Annotated in this window: 20 protein-coding genes; 14 read left to right on the top strand and 6 right to left on the bottom strand. The window is 65.6% G+C overall.

Annotation, left to right across the window (positions count from 1 at the left end):
- Positions 1-19: 19 nt before the first annotated feature.
- The 4 genes from phnL to AC0L3B_RS17785 are packed head-to-tail and all read left to right on the top strand — an operon-like array spanning position 20 to position 3,111.
- On the top strand, positions 20-718 hold the full coding sequence (phnL, locus tag AC0L3B_RS17800; RefSeq protein WP_473380827.1) for a phosphonate C-P lyase system protein PhnL: 699 nt from the start codon (positions 20-22) through the stop codon (positions 716-718).
- 11 nt (positions 719-729) lie between these two features.
- Positions 730-1,884: an alpha-D-ribose 1-methylphosphonate 5-triphosphate diphosphatase gene (locus AC0L3B_RS17795; protein WP_473380826.1), complete on the top strand. Its 1,155-nt coding sequence runs from the start codon at positions 730-732 to the stop codon at positions 1,882-1,884.
- Entirely contained in the window at positions 1,881-2,477 is a 597-nt protein-coding gene (phnN, locus tag AC0L3B_RS17790) for a phosphonate metabolism protein/1,5-bisphosphokinase (PRPP-forming) PhnN (RefSeq protein ID WP_473380825.1), read from the top strand. The genes AC0L3B_RS17795 and phnN overlap by 4 nt, the downstream gene beginning before the upstream one ends.
- Before the next feature lie 22 nt (positions 2,478-2,499).
- Complete coding sequence (locus AC0L3B_RS17785) at positions 2,500-3,111, top strand: pyridoxamine 5'-phosphate oxidase family protein (RefSeq protein ID WP_473380824.1); 612 nt, start codon at positions 2,500-2,502, stop codon at positions 3,109-3,111.
- Between the two features lie 327 nt (positions 3,112-3,438).
- Here the strand turns inward: AC0L3B_RS17785 and AC0L3B_RS17780 are convergent, their stop codons facing one another.
- Positions 3,439-3,612, bottom strand: a complete 174-nt coding sequence (locus tag AC0L3B_RS17780) for a hypothetical protein (RefSeq protein ID WP_158091562.1) — start codon at positions 3,610-3,612, stop codon at positions 3,439-3,441.
- On the opposite strand from AC0L3B_RS17780, the gene AC0L3B_RS17775 reads away from it, so the two are divergent.
- Positions 3,611-3,814 (top strand): hypothetical protein, encoded by a 204-nt coding sequence (locus AC0L3B_RS17775; RefSeq protein ID WP_473380823.1) that lies wholly within the window; start codon positions 3,611-3,613, stop codon positions 3,812-3,814. The genes AC0L3B_RS17780 and AC0L3B_RS17775 overlap by 2 nt on opposite strands.
- Here AC0L3B_RS17775 and AC0L3B_RS17770 read toward each other — a convergent pair whose 3' ends face one another.
- The 4 genes from AC0L3B_RS17770 to AC0L3B_RS17755 form a co-directional block, all read right to left on the bottom strand.
- Positions 3,815-4,318 (bottom strand): DUF6496 domain-containing protein, encoded by a 504-nt coding sequence (locus tag AC0L3B_RS17770; protein WP_473380822.1) that lies wholly within the window; start codon positions 4,316-4,318, stop codon positions 3,815-3,817.
- A gap of 67 nt (positions 4,319-4,385) precedes the next feature.
- Positions 4,386-5,168, bottom strand: coding sequence for an alpha/beta fold hydrolase (locus tag AC0L3B_RS17765; RefSeq protein WP_473380821.1), 783 nt, complete (start codon positions 5,166-5,168; stop codon positions 4,386-4,388).
- A 4-nt stretch (positions 5,169-5,172) separates the two neighbouring features.
- Complete coding sequence (locus AC0L3B_RS17760) at positions 5,173-6,468, bottom strand: O-acetylhomoserine aminocarboxypropyltransferase (RefSeq protein WP_456653197.1); 1,296 nt, start codon at positions 6,466-6,468, stop codon at positions 5,173-5,175.
- Positions 6,469-6,549: 81 nt separating this feature from the next.
- Positions 6,550-7,350 carry an IclR family transcriptional regulator gene (locus AC0L3B_RS17755; protein WP_473380820.1) on the bottom strand — a complete coding sequence of 267 codons (801 nt, stop codon included), beginning with the start codon at positions 7,348-7,350 and terminating at the stop codon, positions 6,550-6,552.
- Between the two features lie 132 nt (positions 7,351-7,482).
- Between AC0L3B_RS17755 and AC0L3B_RS17750 the strand changes: the two genes are divergently transcribed.
- The 6 genes from AC0L3B_RS17750 to AC0L3B_RS17725 are packed head-to-tail and all read left to right on the top strand — an operon-like array spanning position 7,483 to position 12,088.
- On the top strand, positions 7,483-8,448 hold the full coding sequence (locus AC0L3B_RS17750) for a Bug family tripartite tricarboxylate transporter substrate binding protein (RefSeq protein ID WP_473380819.1): 966 nt from the start codon (positions 7,483-7,485) through the stop codon (positions 8,446-8,448).
- A gap of 3 nt (positions 8,449-8,451) precedes the next feature.
- Positions 8,452-9,069, top strand: coding sequence for a flavin reductase family protein (locus AC0L3B_RS17745; protein ID WP_368506954.1), 618 nt, complete (start codon positions 8,452-8,454; stop codon positions 9,067-9,069).
- A gap of 44 nt (positions 9,070-9,113) precedes the next feature.
- Entirely contained in the window at positions 9,114-9,974 is an 861-nt protein-coding gene (locus AC0L3B_RS17740) for a fumarylacetoacetate hydrolase family protein (protein WP_473380818.1), read from the top strand.
- 3 nt (positions 9,975-9,977) lie between these two features.
- Entirely contained in the window at positions 9,978-10,781 is an 804-nt protein-coding gene (hpaH, locus tag AC0L3B_RS17735; protein ID WP_368506955.1) for a 2-oxo-hept-4-ene-1,7-dioate hydratase, read from the top strand.
- 25 nt (positions 10,782-10,806) lie between these two features.
- The gene (locus AC0L3B_RS17730) at positions 10,807-11,199 is read left to right on the top strand and encodes a RidA family protein (RefSeq protein WP_018453094.1); all 393 of its coding nucleotides are present in this window, start codon (positions 10,807-10,809) and stop codon (positions 11,197-11,199) included.
- A gap of 13 nt (positions 11,200-11,212) precedes the next feature.
- The gene (locus AC0L3B_RS17725; RefSeq protein WP_473380817.1) at positions 11,213-12,088 is read left to right on the top strand and encodes an amidohydrolase family protein; all 876 of its coding nucleotides are present in this window, start codon (positions 11,213-11,215) and stop codon (positions 12,086-12,088) included.
- A gap of 54 nt (positions 12,089-12,142) precedes the next feature.
- Here the strand turns inward: AC0L3B_RS17725 and AC0L3B_RS17720 are convergent, their stop codons facing one another.
- Entirely contained in the window at positions 12,143-13,138 is a 996-nt protein-coding gene (locus tag AC0L3B_RS17720; protein ID WP_368506956.1) for an LLM class flavin-dependent oxidoreductase, read from the bottom strand.
- A 232-nt stretch (positions 13,139-13,370) separates the two neighbouring features.
- Between AC0L3B_RS17720 and AC0L3B_RS17715 the strand changes: the two genes are divergently transcribed.
- From AC0L3B_RS17715 to AC0L3B_RS17705, 3 genes are all read left to right on the top strand, one after another.
- Positions 13,371-13,793, top strand: coding sequence for an MgtC/SapB family protein (locus tag AC0L3B_RS17715; RefSeq protein WP_018453097.1), 423 nt, complete (start codon positions 13,371-13,373; stop codon positions 13,791-13,793).
- Between the two features lie 135 nt (positions 13,794-13,928).
- Positions 13,929-14,432 carry a peptidase associated/transthyretin-like domain-containing protein gene (locus AC0L3B_RS17710; RefSeq protein ID WP_018453098.1) on the top strand — a complete coding sequence of 168 codons (504 nt, stop codon included), beginning with the start codon at positions 13,929-13,931 and terminating at the stop codon, positions 14,430-14,432.
- Positions 14,433-14,443: 11 nt separating this feature from the next.
- Complete coding sequence (locus AC0L3B_RS17705) at positions 14,444-15,073, top strand: ferric reductase-like transmembrane domain-containing protein (RefSeq protein WP_473380816.1); 630 nt, start codon at positions 14,444-14,446, stop codon at positions 15,071-15,073.
- Positions 15,074-15,151: the final 78 nt, after the last annotated feature.

Below are 15,151 nucleotides of genomic sequence, written 5' to 3'. Positions count from 1 at the left end.
TTGCAAGAAGAGTTCTCCAATGACCGCCATGATCGACATCGCCGACGCCAACAAGACCTTCACGATGCACCTGCAAGGTGGCATCGAGCTGCCCGTGGTGCGCGGCGTGACCTTTCACGTCAATCCCGGCGAATGCGTCGTGCTGTCGGGGCCATCAGGCGCCGGAAAATCGTCGATCCTGAAGATGATCTTCGGCAATTATCGTTGCGATTCCGGCCGGATCGGCATCCACCATCGCGGCGCGCTGGTCGATCTCGCCACCGCCGAGCCGCGGCAGGTTCTCAACATCCGCCGCGCGACCATTGGCTATGTCAGCCAGTTCTTGCGCGCGGTGCCGCGCGTCGCGACCCTCGACGTGGTCGCCGAGCCGCTGATCGTCAACGGCCTGGCGCGCGCGGAGGCGCAAGCCCGTGCTGGCGAACTGTTGCATCGCCTCAACATCCCCGAGCGGCTCTGGCAGCTTCCGCCCGCGACCTTTTCCGGCGGCGAGCAGCAGCGCGTCAACATCGCGCGCGGCTTCATCTCGGATCTGCCGATCCTGCTGCTCGACGAGCCGACCGCGTCGCTCGACGCCGCCAACCGCGCCGTCGTGGTCGGGCTGGTAGCCGAAAAGAAGCGCCACGGCGTCGCCATGGTCGCCATTGTCCATGACGACGAAATCCGTCATCAGATTGCCGACCGCATCGTCGACGTCACCAGCTTCGCCGCCGCGGCCTGAAGGAAATGGACATGAACGCCAAGAAGGACATCGTGATCGCCAACGCCAGGATCGTGCTGGCGGAACGGGTGATCGAGCTGGGCTGGCTTGCCCTCGCCGATGGACGCATTGCCGAGATCGGCGAGGGCAGGGCGCCCGCGGGGGCAGAGGATGCCGGCGGCGATCTGATCATGCCCGGCTTGATCGAGCTCCACACCGATCACCTCGAGGCGCATTACGTGCCGCGACCAAAAGTGTTCTGGAATCCAGTCGCCGCCGTCGTCTCCTATGACGGCCAGCTCGCGACATCAGGCATCACGACGGTGTTCGACTCGCTCCGGGTCTGGCGCGAGGATGGCGCCGAGGAAGTCGACGGCCGCGCCGGCACGCTTGCCGCCGCAATCACGACCGCTCGCGATGCTGACCTGCTCCGCGCCGATCACTTCCTGCATCTGCGCTGCGAAATCCCGATGCCGAGCGTGGTCGAGGAGGCCAGGGAGCTGATCGACCGTCCCGACGTGCGGCTGATGTCGCTGATGGACCACACCCCCGGCCAGCGCCAGTTCCGGGACGAAGGCAAGCTGCGCGACTATTATCGCGGCAAGGGCGGCGGCAAGACCGACGCCGAGCTCGACGAGCTGTTCGCGAAGCGCTTCGAATATCAGAAGGCCTATGCCGCGACCAACATGCGCGAGATCGTGGCGCTGGCCCACAAGTACAAGATCCCGCTGGCGAGCCATGACGACACCACTGAGGAGAACGTCGTGGACGCCGTGCGCGATGGCGTTTCGGTGGCGGAATTTCCGACCACGCTGGAGGCCGCGCGCGGCCTGCACGAGGCCGGCATCGACATCCTGATGGGCGCGCCGAACGTCGTGCGCGGCGGCTCGCATTCCGGCAATATCGCCGCGGTCGATCTCGCCCGCGAGGGCCTGCTCGACATCCTGTCGTCGGACTACATCCCCTCGAGCCTTCTGATGGCCGCGCTGCACTTGCCCGAGCACGTGCCCGCCATCACTCTTCCGGCGGCGATCCGCACCGTGACGAAGGCGCCCGCGGAGGCAGTCGGCCTGTCCGACCGCGGCGAGATCGCGATCGGCAAGCGTGCCGATCTGATCCGCGTGCATGTCGCGGGCCGCGTCCCCGCGGTCCGCAGCGTCTGGCGCGAAGGAAGCCGTGTCGCATGAGCGAGGCCGTCACCGTGGCGGGAAAGACAACGGGTGCGATCGGGCCCGGGCGGCTCGTGCTCGTGGTCGGTCCCAGCGGTGCCGGCAAGGACACGCTGCTGCGGCTGGCGCGGGCAGCCTGCATCGAGGATCACGACATCGTCTTCCCGCGCCGTGTCGTGACGCGGGAATCCTCGGCCGACGAAGACAATATTGCGGTGAGCCCTGACGAATTCCGTCGCGCGCGCGAGCATGGCGGATTCGCCGTGCATTGGGAGGCGCATGGGCATTGCTACGCGCTGCCCCGCGACCTCAACGACGATATTCGTGCCGGACGCGCCGTCGTGGCCAATGTTTCGCGCACGGTGATCGGCGCGCTGCGCCAGGCCTATGCAAACATCGTGGTGGTCGCGGTCACCGCGCCGCCGGATGTGCTGGCGCAGCGGCTTGCTGCTCGCGCCCGGGACAGCGACGGCAATATCGCCGAACGGTTGACGCGCAGCGTCGACGACGCATCGGCCCAGGCCGATGTCACCATTCTCAACGCGCACAGCGCGGAGTATCATGGCCGCCAGCTTCTGCGCGTGATCAGGAATCAAGGCTGGCACGAATAGCCGGCACAACAAGGAGACTGGAATGTCGGTGATCGAAACGGTCGAGCAGCTGGAGGCCATCTACGGCGTCACCAACGACGCCTCGACCGTGAAAGTCGCCGACCACGTCACCCCACTCTATCGCGTCTTCATCGAAAAGGCCCCGTTCGCCGCGCTCGCTACCATCGGACCCGAGGGGATCGACTGCTCGCCGCGCGGCGATCTCTCCGGCTTCGTCCGCATTCATGACCCGAAGACGCTGATGCTGCCGGATCGCCGCGGCAACAACCGGGTCGATTCCTTGCGCAACATCGTGCGCGATCCTAGGGTATCGCTGATGTTCCTGATCCCCGGCTCCGGAAATGCGGTTCGGGCCAATGGCCGGGCGCATCTGTCCATCGATTCCGAATTGCTGGCCTCGTTCAAGGTCGACCGCAAGGCGCCGCGCAGCGTCATGGTGATGACGGTCGACGAAATTTACTTCCAGTGCGCCCGCGCCATCGTCCGCTCCGATCTCTGGAATCCCGACAAGCGCATCGACCCTAAGACGCTGCCGACGCCCGGCCAGATCCTCGCCGAGATGAGCGAGAACAAGGTCGGCGGCGCGGAGTATGATCGCGCCTGGCCGGAGCGTGCGGCCGCGACGATGTGGTGAGTTCGTTCTTCCCCTCTCCCCTTGCGGGAGAGGGTGGCTCGCCGCGTAGCGGCGAGACGGGTGAGGGTCTCTCTCCGCGTGCGACTCTCTTGAGGATTCGCGGAGGCAAACCCCTCATCCGGCGCTTCGCGCCACCTTCTCCCGCAAGGGGAGAAGGAAGAACTCATCGCGAGATGAATTCGTTTGTCGGCGCTCGCACCCCGAGACGCGCCCCTGCGCGCTCATCGCAATTATGGATAGCCATTTCATTGACCGTTCGCGCTAAACGCTCGATATTCGACGCATCGACACTGCTCCTTCGAGCCGAAGCCGCGATATGAGAACCGATCACCAGCGCAGTAACAATGACATGCATGCGTGCATGACGCGCCGCTGTTTCTCGGCGGCCACCGGCGCATGTTGTTGTTGCTGACCGCCGCCTCCTAGCAGCACCTCACCCAGCAAATCCCAAGAAGCAAATCCAAAGACAGGAACGCCGAGACCCGGCGGACGAGCAGTCATGTCCCGAACTCAATGGAATGCCTACATCATCGAGATCCACGACCGCGCCGCCGGCATCGTCACGAGGGATACGCGCGGCTTCCGCTTCTTCTCCTCCGAGCGTCTGTTCGACAGCCTCGAAGGCCGCCAGTTCCGCTCGGCGCGCGAGGCGGATCGCGCCGCCCGTGCGGTATTCTCCGAGCGGGGCCGGCGCGCGAACTGATCAGCTCCGGCGGCGCGCCCTGGTGCGTGCCGCCTTCTTTGCGGCGGTGGAGCGGGCCTTGGCGCCCTTGGTGCGGCTCGCCTTGCGCGCGGCGGCTGAACGCGACGCGGCCGTTCGTCGGCTCGCGGCACGTTTGCCCTGGTTCGACAGTGCACTGCGCGAGGCGGTCGAGCGCGGCTCCTTCTTCAAAACCTTTTCGACTGCTTGCGACACGCGCGGCCGGCGCTTCGGGGTGCGCTTGCCCTGACCGACCTCGTAGGCATATTTGGCGCTGCGTCGCGTCGATTTCTTGACGCTTCCCTTGCGCGGTGGCGGCAGATCGATGCCGGCGCGGCGCGCTTCGGAGAGACCGATGGCAATGGCCTGCTTCGTCGAGCGGGCGCCATGCTTGCCCTTGCGGATCTTGTCGATCTGGTCCTTGACGAATTCGCCGGCCTGCGTGCTTGCCGATTTACCGGCACGCTTGTCTTGCTTGGCTTTGCGAATGACTTCCTGTCTTGGCATGGGTCCTGTTCCCTCGATCTTCACAGGGATATCTGACCGCAACGCGCAAGATGGATGATTGATCCTGTCAGTTCCGGAGCGCAGCCAACAACTCATCCGGGCGTTCGGCCATGATCATGTGGCCCGCGCAGGGCACCACGACGGTCTTCGCATGCGGGATCGCGGCGGCAAGTGCCTTGCCGGCCTTCACCGGCGTCATCATGTCCCGTTCGCCGAGGATGAGCGTCGTGGGCACCTTCACGCTTGCGGCTGCTTGCAGCGCATTCGCGTAAGCATTGCAGGCCGACAAATCCCGGAACAGCACGCCCGGCTCGCAGTGTTTCAATACGGCCTGCGCGCCGCCATGCATCCACAGGCCCGGTGCGAGGCTGCCGCCGAGCTCGGCGTTGAAGCCGAGGCCCCAGATCGAGACCATGTCGTTGGCATCCTGCGAATTGGCTTCGGCCGCCTTCAGCAGATCCGGGCCGACCGTCATGGTCGCGGCCGTGCCGATCAGGCTGAGCGCGGAAACCTTGTCGGGGTGACGTGCGGCCGTCTCCAGCGAGATCAGCGATCCCATGGAATGGCCGATCAGATGCGCTTTCGTCGCTCCGGCCGCATCGAGCAGGGCCGCCGTCCAGTCGGCCATTTCGGCGATGCTGCCGAGCGAAGGTCCGGGCGAGCGGCCGTGGCCGGGCAGATCCGGCGCCAGCACGCCAAAGCCGTGATGGGCGAACCAGCGGGTGTGCAGTGCCCAAGTCGAACGGTCGAAACCGGCGCCGTGGAGGAAGACGACGGCGGGCAGGGATCTGTCGAAGTCGCGGCCGCCGGTTGCGACCAGCACCTCGGCGCCGTTGACGGAGAGCTTCATGGTGTCAGACCTTTTGCGAGATGCGCAGCGCTTGGGTGAGATCGTCGATGATGTCGCTTGCGGTCTCGATGCCGACCGAGAGTCGCACCAGCTCCTCGCCGATGCCGGAGGCCTTGAGCTGCTCGGCGTCCATCTGCTGGTGCGTGGTCGAGGCGGGGTGGATCACCAGCGTCTTGGCGTCGCCGACATTGGCGAGATGACTGATCATGCGCAGCGATTCGATGAATTTGCGGCCCGCGGGCCGGCCCCCCTTGATGCCGAAGGAGACGATCGAGCCGGCGCCGCGCGGCAGTAATTGTTTTGCGAGCTGGTAGTCCGCATGATCTTCCAGCGAGGGATGCAGCACCCAATCGACCGCCTTGTTGGCTTTCAGTGCTTCCAGCACGAGGTGCGTGTTCTGCATGTGGCGGTCCATGCGCACGCCGAGCGTCTCGACGCCCTGCAACAGCTGGAAGGCGTTGGTCGGCGATAGACAAGCGCCGAAATCGCGCAGGCCTTCGGTGCGCGCGCGCATGATGAAGGCGGCGGTGCCGAACTGCTCGTCGAAGACGATGCCGTGATAGCCGCCATAGGGCTCGGTCAGCACGCCGAATTTTCCGGATGAGCGCCAGTCAAAACGACCGCCGTCGACGATGGCGCCGCCGATCGCGATGCCGTGGCCGCCGATCCATTTGGTCGCCGAATGCATGACGATGTCGGCGCCGAGCTCGATCGGACGGCTGAGATAGGGCGTGGCAAAGGTGTTGTCGATCAGCAGCGGAATCTTCGCGTCATGCGCGATCGAAGCGACTTTCGGAATGTCCAGCACCTCGAGCCCGGGATTGCCGATGGTCTCGCCGATCATCAGCTTCGTGTTCGGCTTGATCGCCGCGCGGAACGCGTCGAGATCGCGCGGCTTGACGAACGTTGTGGTGATGCCGAAGCGCGGCAGCGTGTGCGCCAGCAAATTGATGGTGCCGCCATAGAGCGAGCTCGATGCCACGATATGGTCGCCGGCGTTCAGAAGCGTGGCGATGGCCAGATGCAGCGCCGCCATGCCGCTCGCGGTGCAGATCGCGCCGACGCCGCCTTCCAGCGCCGCAAGCCGTTCTTCCAGCACGCCGGTGGTCGGATTGGAGATGCGCGTATAGATGTGGCCGGCGCGTTCGAGATTGAACAGCGCGGCGGCGTGATCGGAATCCTGGAACACGTAGGACGTGGTCTGGTAGATCGGCACCGCGCGGGCGCCGGTCGCGGGATCCGGATGCTGGCCCGCATGCAGGCTCAGGGTCTCGAAGGCAGGCGGTTTTGGCGCGGGCATGCGGGGCCTCGTTGCTCGGTCGGCGGAGGCGGCTCTTGTGCCATAAAATGGCGCGCGGCGTCAGCCCATTGACAGCGTTGTCTAACCCCGGATCGCCTGCTCGATGATCCGCGCCTCCCGCAGCAGGATCTCCGCGACCTCCTGTTCGCGTCGTGGGCCGAGCCTGGTGCGAACGGCGGAGACGGTCATGGCGGCAGCGGGACCGCCGTCCGGGGTCTTGATCCAGGTCGAGATCGACTTCGTGCCCTGCACGAGACCAATTTCCCTCATGCCGTATCCCAGCCGTCTTGCGGCGGTGACCTGGCCCAGCACCGTCGCAACATCGGTCCGGTAGGCCTCCAGTCTCTTCTCGTTGGCTGCGACGATTTTTCGCGCGTCCTGCGCCGGCATCGCGGCGAGGATGGCGACGCCTGCGCTGGAGACGCCGAGCGGTCGGCGCGCGCCGACCTCGATCGACAGCACCTGGATCGGATAGACGCCAATCCGGCGATCGACGCACAGCGTGTCATTGCCGGTCCGCACCGTCAGGAACAGCGTGTCGCCGATCTCGGCCGAGGCGCGTTGCAGCGACGGATTTGCCGCGATCAGCAGCCGCGACGGCCGAGGCCGTGCGAGCGCGAGCTCCGGCACCTGGTTGCCGATTGCGTAGCGGCCGGTCCGGTCATGCCGTTCGACGATGCCTTCCTCGATCAGCACGTGGACGATGCGGTGCACGGTCGGGCGGGTGAGGCCGGTCGCCCGCACCACCTCGGCCAGCAGCACGCCGTCTTCGCGGCCTGCGGCAAGGATGCGCAGCACCGCGAGCGCGCGCCGGATCGCCTGCGCGCCCTGTCGCGGTCCCGTGATGCGGCGGGTGGATTTCGCGGAAGTCGTCTTGTCCATAATATGGACGAGAACGCCACAATTCACTCGACAGGTAAAGCGCCCATCTGGAGATTGCGCTCCGAATCGACATGCCGTGTACGACGTCAGGCAAATCGACGTAAAATTTGGAAGCGCCGCCGGGAGGTTAACATGCGATTAATCTGGATTGCCCTAGCTGCCGCAGCGGCGATGTTGACGGGACCGGCGTCGGGCCAGCAATGGCCGGCGCGCAACGTCAAGCTGATCGTGCCCTATCCGGCCGGCGGCAATGTCGATAGCGCCGCGCGCATCATCGCGGACAAGCTCCAGGAAAAGCTCGGTCAGCCCTTCATCATCGAGAACAAGGCGGGCGCCGGCGGCATGATCGCGGGCGAGGCCTTCGCGAAATCCGCGCCCGACGGCTACACGCTGTTCGTCGGCGCCAACGGCCCGGTGCTGTTCGCGACCGAAATCAACAAGCGCGACGCCTACAATTGGAAGAAGGACTTCCTGCCGATCACGACGATCTCGATGACGCCGTTGGTGCTCGAGGTGCATCCGTCGGTGCAGGCGACCACCTTCAAGGAATTCATCGACCTCGCCAGGCGCGAGCCGGGCAAGCTGACGATGGCCTCGCCCGGCCCCGGCACCACCAATCATCTGCTCAGCGAGCTGATGCAGTCCAGCCTCGACCTGCAATGGGTCACCGCGCATTATCGCGGCAATGCGCCTGCCGTCAACGATCTCTTGGGCGGGCAGGTGCAGTTCGCGTTCGACCAGCTCACGGTCAGCCTGCAGCACATCAAGGCCGGTCTGTTCCGGGCGCTGGCCGTCACCAGCCCGCACCGCCTGAAGTCGCTGCCCGACGTGCCGACCTTCGCCGAGCTTGGTTACAAGGATTTTGACGGCCAGACCTTCACCGGCCTGTTCGCACCGGCAGGCACGCCGGCGCCCGTGATCGACAAGCTGCACGAGGCACTGACCGCGATCCTGAAGGACCCAGCCGTGGTCGACAAGTTCGAGAAGCTCGGCGGCGAAGCCGTCGCGATGACGCCCGACGAATTCAAGGCCTATCTGGCGCGCGAGGACGCCAAATGGATTCCGATCGTCCGCAAGGCCAACATCAAGGCGGATTGATCGATGCGGATCGACCCCACCGAGCTCGGCGCCGAGCGCATCTACCGGCTGATGACCGGCATCGTGGTGCCGCGTCCGATCGCCTGGGTGACGAGCCTGTCGCGCTCCGGCGTGCTCAACCTCGCGCCGTTCAGCGCCTTCACCTTCGTCTCGCAGAAGCCGCCGATGCTTGCCATCAGCGTCGGCCGCAAGGGCGCCGACTACAAGGACACCGCGCATAACATCCTCGACACCGAGGAATACGTCATCCACATCGCCGATACCCCGCTGATGCAGGCGGTGCACGACTCATCGGTCGAGCATCCGCCCGAGATCAGCGAGGTCGCGGAGCTCGGCCTTGAGACGCTCCCGAGCGAGCGCATCAAGGTGCCGCGGCTCAGCGTTGCACCCGTTGCGATGGAGTGCCGCTTTCGGCAGTGCCTCGAATTCGGCGACGCGCGCAGCCGTCTCATCGTGGGCGAAGTCGTGATGTTCCACCTCCGCGACGGCCTCGTGAACGACGGCAAGGTCGAAACCGTCGCGCTCGATCCGATCGCGCGCATCGGCGGGCCGCGCTACGCCCGGCTCGGCGAGATCGTGACGCTGCACGGCGTGTTCCAGACTCCCAAATCGAAAGACTGAGCGCGCCGCCCCCGCGCGCGCCCCAAAACCATTGGAGAACGACCATGCGACTCCTAAGCTATCTCGTGGACGGAGAGCCGCGCTACGGTGCCGTCATGGAAGGCGGTGTCGTCGATCTGACCCGGCGGATCGGCCGCGACTTCTCCGACGTCAGGGCGCTGATCGCAGCCAACGCGCTGGCCGACGCGCAGGAAGCCGTCGCCGGACAAAAGCCGGACTACGCGCTGGAAGAGCTCGTGCTGCTTCCGCCGGTGCTGGCGCCGGAAAAGCTCTGGTGCATCGGAGTCAATTACGCCGAGCGCAATGCGGAGTATAAGGACAGCTCTGACCTGCCCAAATATCCCAGTCTGTTCGTGCGCAGCATGTCCTCGATGACGGGCTCAGGCCAGCCGCTGGAGAAGCCTCACGTCTCCGAGCAGCTCGACTATGAAGGCGAGCTCGTCATCGTGATTGGCCAGGGCGGCCGCCACATTCCGCGCGAAAAGGCCTGGGCGCACATCTTCGGCATGACGCTGTGCAACGAGGGCACGATCCGCGACTGGCTCCGCCACGGCAAGTTCAACGTCACGCAGGGCAAGAATTTCGACCGCTCCGGCAGCGTCGGTCCGTGGATCGTCACCGCGGACGAGCTCGACCCGCGCGGGACTCACGACATCGTCACCCGCGTCAACGGCGAGGTGCGGCAGCAGGACACCACCGAACGGCTGATGTTTCCGTTCGATTTCCTGATCTCCTATCTCTCGACCTTCGCAACCCTCAAGCCCGGCGACATGATCGTGACGGGCACGCCGACCGGCGCCGGCGCCCGCTTCGACCCGCCGCGCTGGCTCAAAGTCGGTGATGTCGTCGAGGTCGAATCCAGCCGCATCGGCGTGCTGCGCAACACCGTCGCGGCGGAGCAGTAGGTCATGCTGGACACTGCCACGATCGAACGCCTTGCCGCGCGGCTGGACGAAGCCGAGCGCACCAAGTCGCTGATCACGATGTTCACCAAAGACTATCCCGATTTCAGCATCGAGGATGCCTATGCCGTTCAGCGCGCCTGGACCAAGCTCCAGCTCGGTCGCGGCCGGGTCATCAAGGGCCACAAGATCGGCCTGACCTCGAAAGCGATGCAGAACGCGGTCGGCATTTCCGAACCCGATTACGGCGTGCTGTTCGCCGACATGTTCTATGCCGACGCCACGCCGATTGCGTTCGACCGCTTCCAGGCGCCGCGAATCGAGGTCGAGCTCGCCTTCGTGCTGAAGGCGCCGCTGCGCGGGCCCGATTGCACCATCTTCGACGTGCTCAACGCCACCGACTACGTCACCCCGGCGCTGGAGATCCTGGAGACGCGCATGCACCGCGTCGATCCCGAAACGGGCAAGGCGCGAAAGGTCATGGACACGATCTCGGACAACGCGGCGAACGCCGCGCTGGTGCTTGGCGGCCGGCCGTTCCGTCCGATGGACGCGGACATGCGCTGGATAGGCGCGCTGTTGTTCCGCAACGGCGAGGTCGAGGAAACCGGGCTTGCCGCCGGCGTGCTCAACCATCCCGCCAACGGCATTGCCTGGCTCGCCAACCGCCTCGCGCCGCATGACGAGCATCTGGCCGCCGGCGAGGTGGTGCTGGCGGGATCGTTCACGCGTCCGGTCGACATTCGCCGCGGCGACACGTTTCATGCCGATTATGGCGCGTTCGGCTCGGTGTCGTGCCAGTTCGTCTGAATCAACACATGAAAGGGAGCGCATCATGACCGGTCACACGCGGCGCAAGAGCATCCATATCGGCGGCTTCAAGCATGCCAACCCGATTCCGAACGCCTGCCGCATCGGCAATCTCGTGATGTCGGGCGTCATTCTCGGCCGCGATGCGACTGGTGCGATGCCCGAGAGCCTGGAAGCGCAATGTGCCAACATGTTCGCGCATATGAAGGCGACGGTCGAGGCTGCCGGCGGCACCACCGACGACATCATCAAGATGACGGTGTGGCTGAAGGACCGTACGCAGCGCGGCCCGGTCAATGTCGAGTGGCTGAAGATGTTTCCGGACGAGCATTCGCGCCCGGCGCGCCACGCGCTGCCGATGGACAACATGGACGGCGGCGCGCTGGTGCAGTGCGACTTCACCGCCGTAATCGACTGAGGGAGTTTTGCGCATGCCGACCTATCTTCCGTTCGACCCGAACCCGCGCCGCCCGGTCAAGGGGCCGCCGCCCAAATCCGTCGACAGCCAGTTTCACGTGCTCGGCCCCCTCGACAAATATCCGGAGCGTCCCGGTGCTGCCTATCGGATGCCGACCGCGACCTGGGAGGCGGCGCTGCGCGTGCACAAGACGCTCGGCATCGAGCGCGGCATCATCGTGCAGACCACGACGTATGGCGCCGACCATGCCGTCGTGCTCGACGGTCTCGCCGCGATGGGCCCGAACTATCGCGGCTGCGCCAACGCGCTGGTGTTCGCCGAGGCGAACGATTCGTATCTCGCCAAGCTGCATGATGCTGGGGTCCGCGGCGCGCGCTTCAGCTTCCGCCAGGAGCTCGGCGCTGTGCTGTCGGATGCCGATTTTGCCCGCGCGATTGCGCGCATCCGCGAGCTTGGTTGGTACGTCAAGATCCAGCCCGAGAAGGACGGCATCGTCTCCAGCGTTGCCAAATACGAGAATCTCGACGTGCCCGTGCTGATCGACCACATGGCGCGTCCCGATCCGGAAGCCGGCAAAAACGATCCGAACCTGCGCAAGATGCTGGAGCTGCTCGGCAAGGGCAATTTCTGGGTGATGCTGTCGCTCGGCGAGAAGACCTCGAAGCTCGGGCCGCCCTACGACGACGTCATCCCGATCGCGCGTGCCTATATCGAGGCAGCAGTCGACCGCTGCGTCTGGGCCAGCGACTGGCCGCACCCGGTCTCGGTCAAGCAGCCGCCCAACGACGCCGATCTGCTGGAGTTGATGTACCGCTACGCGCCCGACCAGTCGACGCTGGAGAAGATCCTGGTGCACAACCCGGCCAAGCTGTTCGGCTTTCCGGATTAGGGCGCTCACGGCCTGCCACGAGCGCAGCTTCACCGTCGCAACAATCGCACCCGCTCACCCCGCCAACCGATCCCTTACCCCGGCCGCGATCTCGAACGAGCGCAGCCGCGCGGCATGGTCGTAGATCTGGCCCGTGGTCATCAATTCGTCCGCGCCGGTCTCGGCGATCAGCGCCTTCAGCTTCGCTTCGACCATGTCAGGCGAGCCGACCGCCGAGCACGACAGCGACTGGCCGACCATCGCCTTCTCGGCTGGCGACCACAGCGCGTCCATGTCGTCGACCGGCGGCGGCAGCGGGCCGGGCGTGCCGCGGCGCAGATTGATGAACTGCTGCTGCAGTGAGGAGAACATGCGCTGCGCGTCCGCGTCGCTGTCGGCGGCGAACACGTTGACGCCGACCATCGCATAGGGCTTGTCGAGCTGCGTCGAGGGTTCGAACCGCGCCCGATACTCCCTCAGCGCCGGCATCATCATTTGCGGTGCGAAGTGTGAAGCGAACGCGAACGGCAGGCCGAGCATCCCTGCGAGCTGCGCGCCAAAGGTGCTGGATCCCAGGATCCACAGCGGCACCTTCGTCCCCATGCCCGGCACGGCCCGGATGGCCTGGTTCGGCTGCACGTCGCCGAGCAGCGCCTGCAACTCCAGCACGTCCTGTGGAAAATTCTCTGAGCTGGTGGCGAGATCGCGGCGCAGCGCGCGTGCGGTGAACTGGTCGGTGCCCGGTGCCCGCCCGAGCCCGAGATCGATCCGCCCGGGATAGAGCGAAGCCAGCGTGCCGAACTGCTCGGCGATGACGAGCGGCGAATGGTTCGGCAGCATGATCCCGCCGGACCCGACCCGGATCGTCTTCGTCCCGCCCGCGATATGCCCGATCACCACCGACGTCGCCGCGCTCGCGATCCCCGTCATGTTGTGATGCTCGGCCAGCCAGAACCGCTTGTATCCCCAGCCCTCCGCATGCTGCGCGAGATCGAGCGAATTGCGGAACGCTTGTGACGCATCGCCGCCTTGGCGGATGGGCGCGAGGTCGAGCACGGAGAAGGGGATCATGGAAGGGTCCGGATGGAGCGTGCGGCGGTAACGTGGACTCGACATGTAGGAGCCGGTCGCAGGAATACCAGCCGAAACGATCATGGTGCTGCGCCGGCGGCTCCATCGCGCGGAGACGGGGCCATCGCTGCGCTGCATGCGGCAAATTCGCCTGTATGGAAACCGCGGGCCGCATTGCCGCGTTGCCGGCCGGTTTGATCAACGGCGACGATTTTCATTTCGGGGGCTTTCTTTGGACAGATTCAACATTGGTGTTCATGTCGTTGCGCTGGCTGCGGCCTTCGCACTCGCCGTTCCCATTGGCTGGGACCGCGAGAAGCGGGCGCGAAGCGCGGGCTTGCGCACCTTTCCACTGGTCGCAATGGCAAGCTGCGGCTTCGTGCAGGCCAGCGAAAGCCTGCTCGTGCATTCGCCTGACGGAATGGCGAAGGTGATCGAGGGCCTCATCACCGGCATCGGCTTCATCGGCGGTGGCGCAATTCTCAAGCAGGGGAATTCGGTGCAGGGGACCGCGACGGCCGCGAGCCTCTGGGCGACCGGCGCCATCGGCGTCTCCGTCGGGCTCGGCGCTTTTGATGTCGCGGTGACGGTCGCCGTATTCACGTTCCTGACGCTTCGCTTGTTGACGCTGGTCAAGGAAGAAGACGATCACTGATGCATGTGCGAGCGGCCTGCACCCCGTTCACAACAACGTCATCGCGACCCGCTGCGTCCCCCGGCCCAACTGTGCGTCTGGCGCGTTTTCTTGTACACTCGCTGAGCCATTGGACGCTCGCCAGGAGGAACCGACATGACCACGGTCGTACTCAATCGCCGGAGCCTCCTCGCCGCGGGCGGCTCGATCCTCGCAACCGGGCTCTTGGCGACCGGCGTCCCCGGCCTGCTGTTGCCTGCACGCGCGGACGGCCTCGCACCGACCGAGACGATGTCGGGCGGGGCGAACAACTACCGCAAGGGCGCGGCGATCGTGGAGCGGATCGGAAAGGGTGGCTTCTGGATGAGCGGCACCGTGCGCCGCGCCGGCGACGGGACTCCCTTGGCCGGGCAGCGCATCCAGATCTGGGCGCACACGGTCGAAGGCCAGGAGCACGAGCCGCAGAGTCATGGCGCCACGCTCACCGACAAGGACGGCAAGTTCCGGCTCGAAATGCCGCAGATCATTCCCATCTTCGGCCAGCCGCATGGCCACCTCGCCTATGACAGCGGTGAATTCAAAACCGTCTTCCTGCGGCCGATAATGCGGAGCGCAAAGGAAACCAGCCTCGAGGCGCACTTCGTCCTGCAGCCGGCCTGATCGCATTGGAGATGAAGGGGCGGAGATCGGCCCGGGCGCCCCTGATCTGGATCGCCCTTGCCTTGGCCATCGGCGTGCCGATCGCGCTCGCTGCGGGAAGCGAACAGCTCACATGGCGCGGCCCGGTCTACATCCTCGCCGGCTTCGCCGGGATCATCGCGCTCGGTCTCGTGCTCGTTCAGCCCCTGCTGATCGGCGGATACCTGCCGGGCTGCTCGGCCTATCGCGGCCGGCGCGCCCACCGCTGGATCGGCGGCGCGCTTGCTCTGGCGGTGGTGATCCACGTCGCCGGCCTCTGGATCACCAGCCCGCCCGACATGATCGACGCCCTGACTTATACGTCACCGACACCGTTCTCCCCCTTCGGCGTGACCGCCATGTGGGCCATCTTCATTGTTGCGCTCCTGGCTCTGCTGCGCCGGCGGCTGGGATTGCGGTTGCGCACGTGGCGCATCGTCCATATTCCCCTCGCGATCGTCATCGTCGCAGGCAGCGTCGCCCATTGCCTGCTGATCGAGGGGACGATGGAGACGATCTCGAAGGCTGCGCTTTGCGCAGCTGTGCTGGCGGCGACCGTCAAGGTGATGGTTGATCTCTGGAGAAGGCGGACGTTGCGCGATAGCAGCATTGCGCGGCCGTAAGCGTAGCAACCATTAAAGGCTAGGCGGCTTTTTCGATCCAGGGCGTGCCCCGTTGCACGACAGTATTGGCGTAGATCA

Source organism: Bradyrhizobium sp. Kon56 (assembly GCF_055807635.1).
The sequence above is the reverse complement of the archived record's forward strand: the minus strand, read 5'-3'. Positions and strand labels throughout refer to the sequence as shown.

Excerpts from the sequence above, each read along its gene's own strand:
- AC0L3B_RS17745 (WP_368506954.1), top strand. The coding sequence starts at position 8,452 with ATGCGGATCGACCCCACCGAGCTCGGCGCCGAGCGCATCTACCGGCTG.
- AC0L3B_RS17765 (WP_473380821.1), bottom strand. The coding sequence starts at position 5,168 with ATGAAGCTCTCCGTCAACGGCGCCGAGGTGCTGGTCGCAACCGGCGGC.
- AC0L3B_RS17725 (WP_473380817.1), top strand. The coding sequence starts at position 11,213 with ATGCCGACCTATCTTCCGTTCGACCCGAACCCGCGCCGCCCGGTCAAG.
- AC0L3B_RS17795 (WP_473380826.1), top strand. The coding sequence starts at position 730 with ATGAACGCCAAGAAGGACATCGTGATCGCCAACGCCAGGATCGTGCTG.
- AC0L3B_RS17720 (WP_368506956.1), bottom strand. The coding sequence starts at position 13,138 with ATGATCCCCTTCTCCGTGCTCGACCTCGCGCCCATCCGCCAAGGCGGC.
- AC0L3B_RS17755 (WP_473380820.1), bottom strand. The coding sequence starts at position 7,350 with ATGGACAAGACGACTTCCGCGAAATCCACCCGCCGCATCACGGGACCG.
- AC0L3B_RS17775 (WP_473380823.1), top strand. The coding sequence starts at position 3,611 with ATGTCCCGAACTCAATGGAATGCCTACATCATCGAGATCCACGACCGC.
- AC0L3B_RS17740 (WP_473380818.1), top strand. The coding sequence starts at position 9,114 with ATGCGACTCCTAAGCTATCTCGTGGACGGAGAGCCGCGCTACGGTGCC.
- AC0L3B_RS17785 (WP_473380824.1), top strand. The coding sequence starts at position 2,500 with ATGTCGGTGATCGAAACGGTCGAGCAGCTGGAGGCCATCTACGGCGTC.
- AC0L3B_RS17760 (WP_456653197.1), bottom strand. The coding sequence starts at position 6,468 with ATGCCCGCGCCAAAACCGCCTGCCTTCGAGACCCTGAGCCTGCATGCG.
- AC0L3B_RS17780 (WP_158091562.1), bottom strand. The coding sequence starts at position 3,612 with ATGACTGCTCGTCCGCCGGGTCTCGGCGTTCCTGTCTTTGGATTTGCT.
- hpaH (WP_368506955.1), top strand. The coding sequence starts at position 9,978 with ATGCTGGACACTGCCACGATCGAACGCCTTGCCGCGCGGCTGGACGAA.
- phnL (WP_473380827.1), top strand. The coding sequence starts at position 20 with ATGACCGCCATGATCGACATCGCCGACGCCAACAAGACCTTCACGATG.
- AC0L3B_RS17770 (WP_473380822.1), bottom strand. The coding sequence starts at position 4,318 with ATGCCAAGACAGGAAGTCATTCGCAAAGCCAAGCAAGACAAGCGTGCC.
- AC0L3B_RS17730 (WP_018453094.1), top strand. The coding sequence starts at position 10,807 with ATGACCGGTCACACGCGGCGCAAGAGCATCCATATCGGCGGCTTCAAG.
- phnN (WP_473380825.1), top strand. The coding sequence starts at position 1,881 with ATGAGCGAGGCCGTCACCGTGGCGGGAAAGACAACGGGTGCGATCGGG.
- AC0L3B_RS17705 (WP_473380816.1), top strand. The coding sequence starts at position 14,444 with ATGAAGGGGCGGAGATCGGCCCGGGCGCCCCTGATCTGGATCGCCCTT.
- AC0L3B_RS17710 (WP_018453098.1), top strand. The coding sequence starts at position 13,929 with ATGACCACGGTCGTACTCAATCGCCGGAGCCTCCTCGCCGCGGGCGGC.
- AC0L3B_RS17750 (WP_473380819.1), top strand. The coding sequence starts at position 7,483 with ATGCGATTAATCTGGATTGCCCTAGCTGCCGCAGCGGCGATGTTGACG.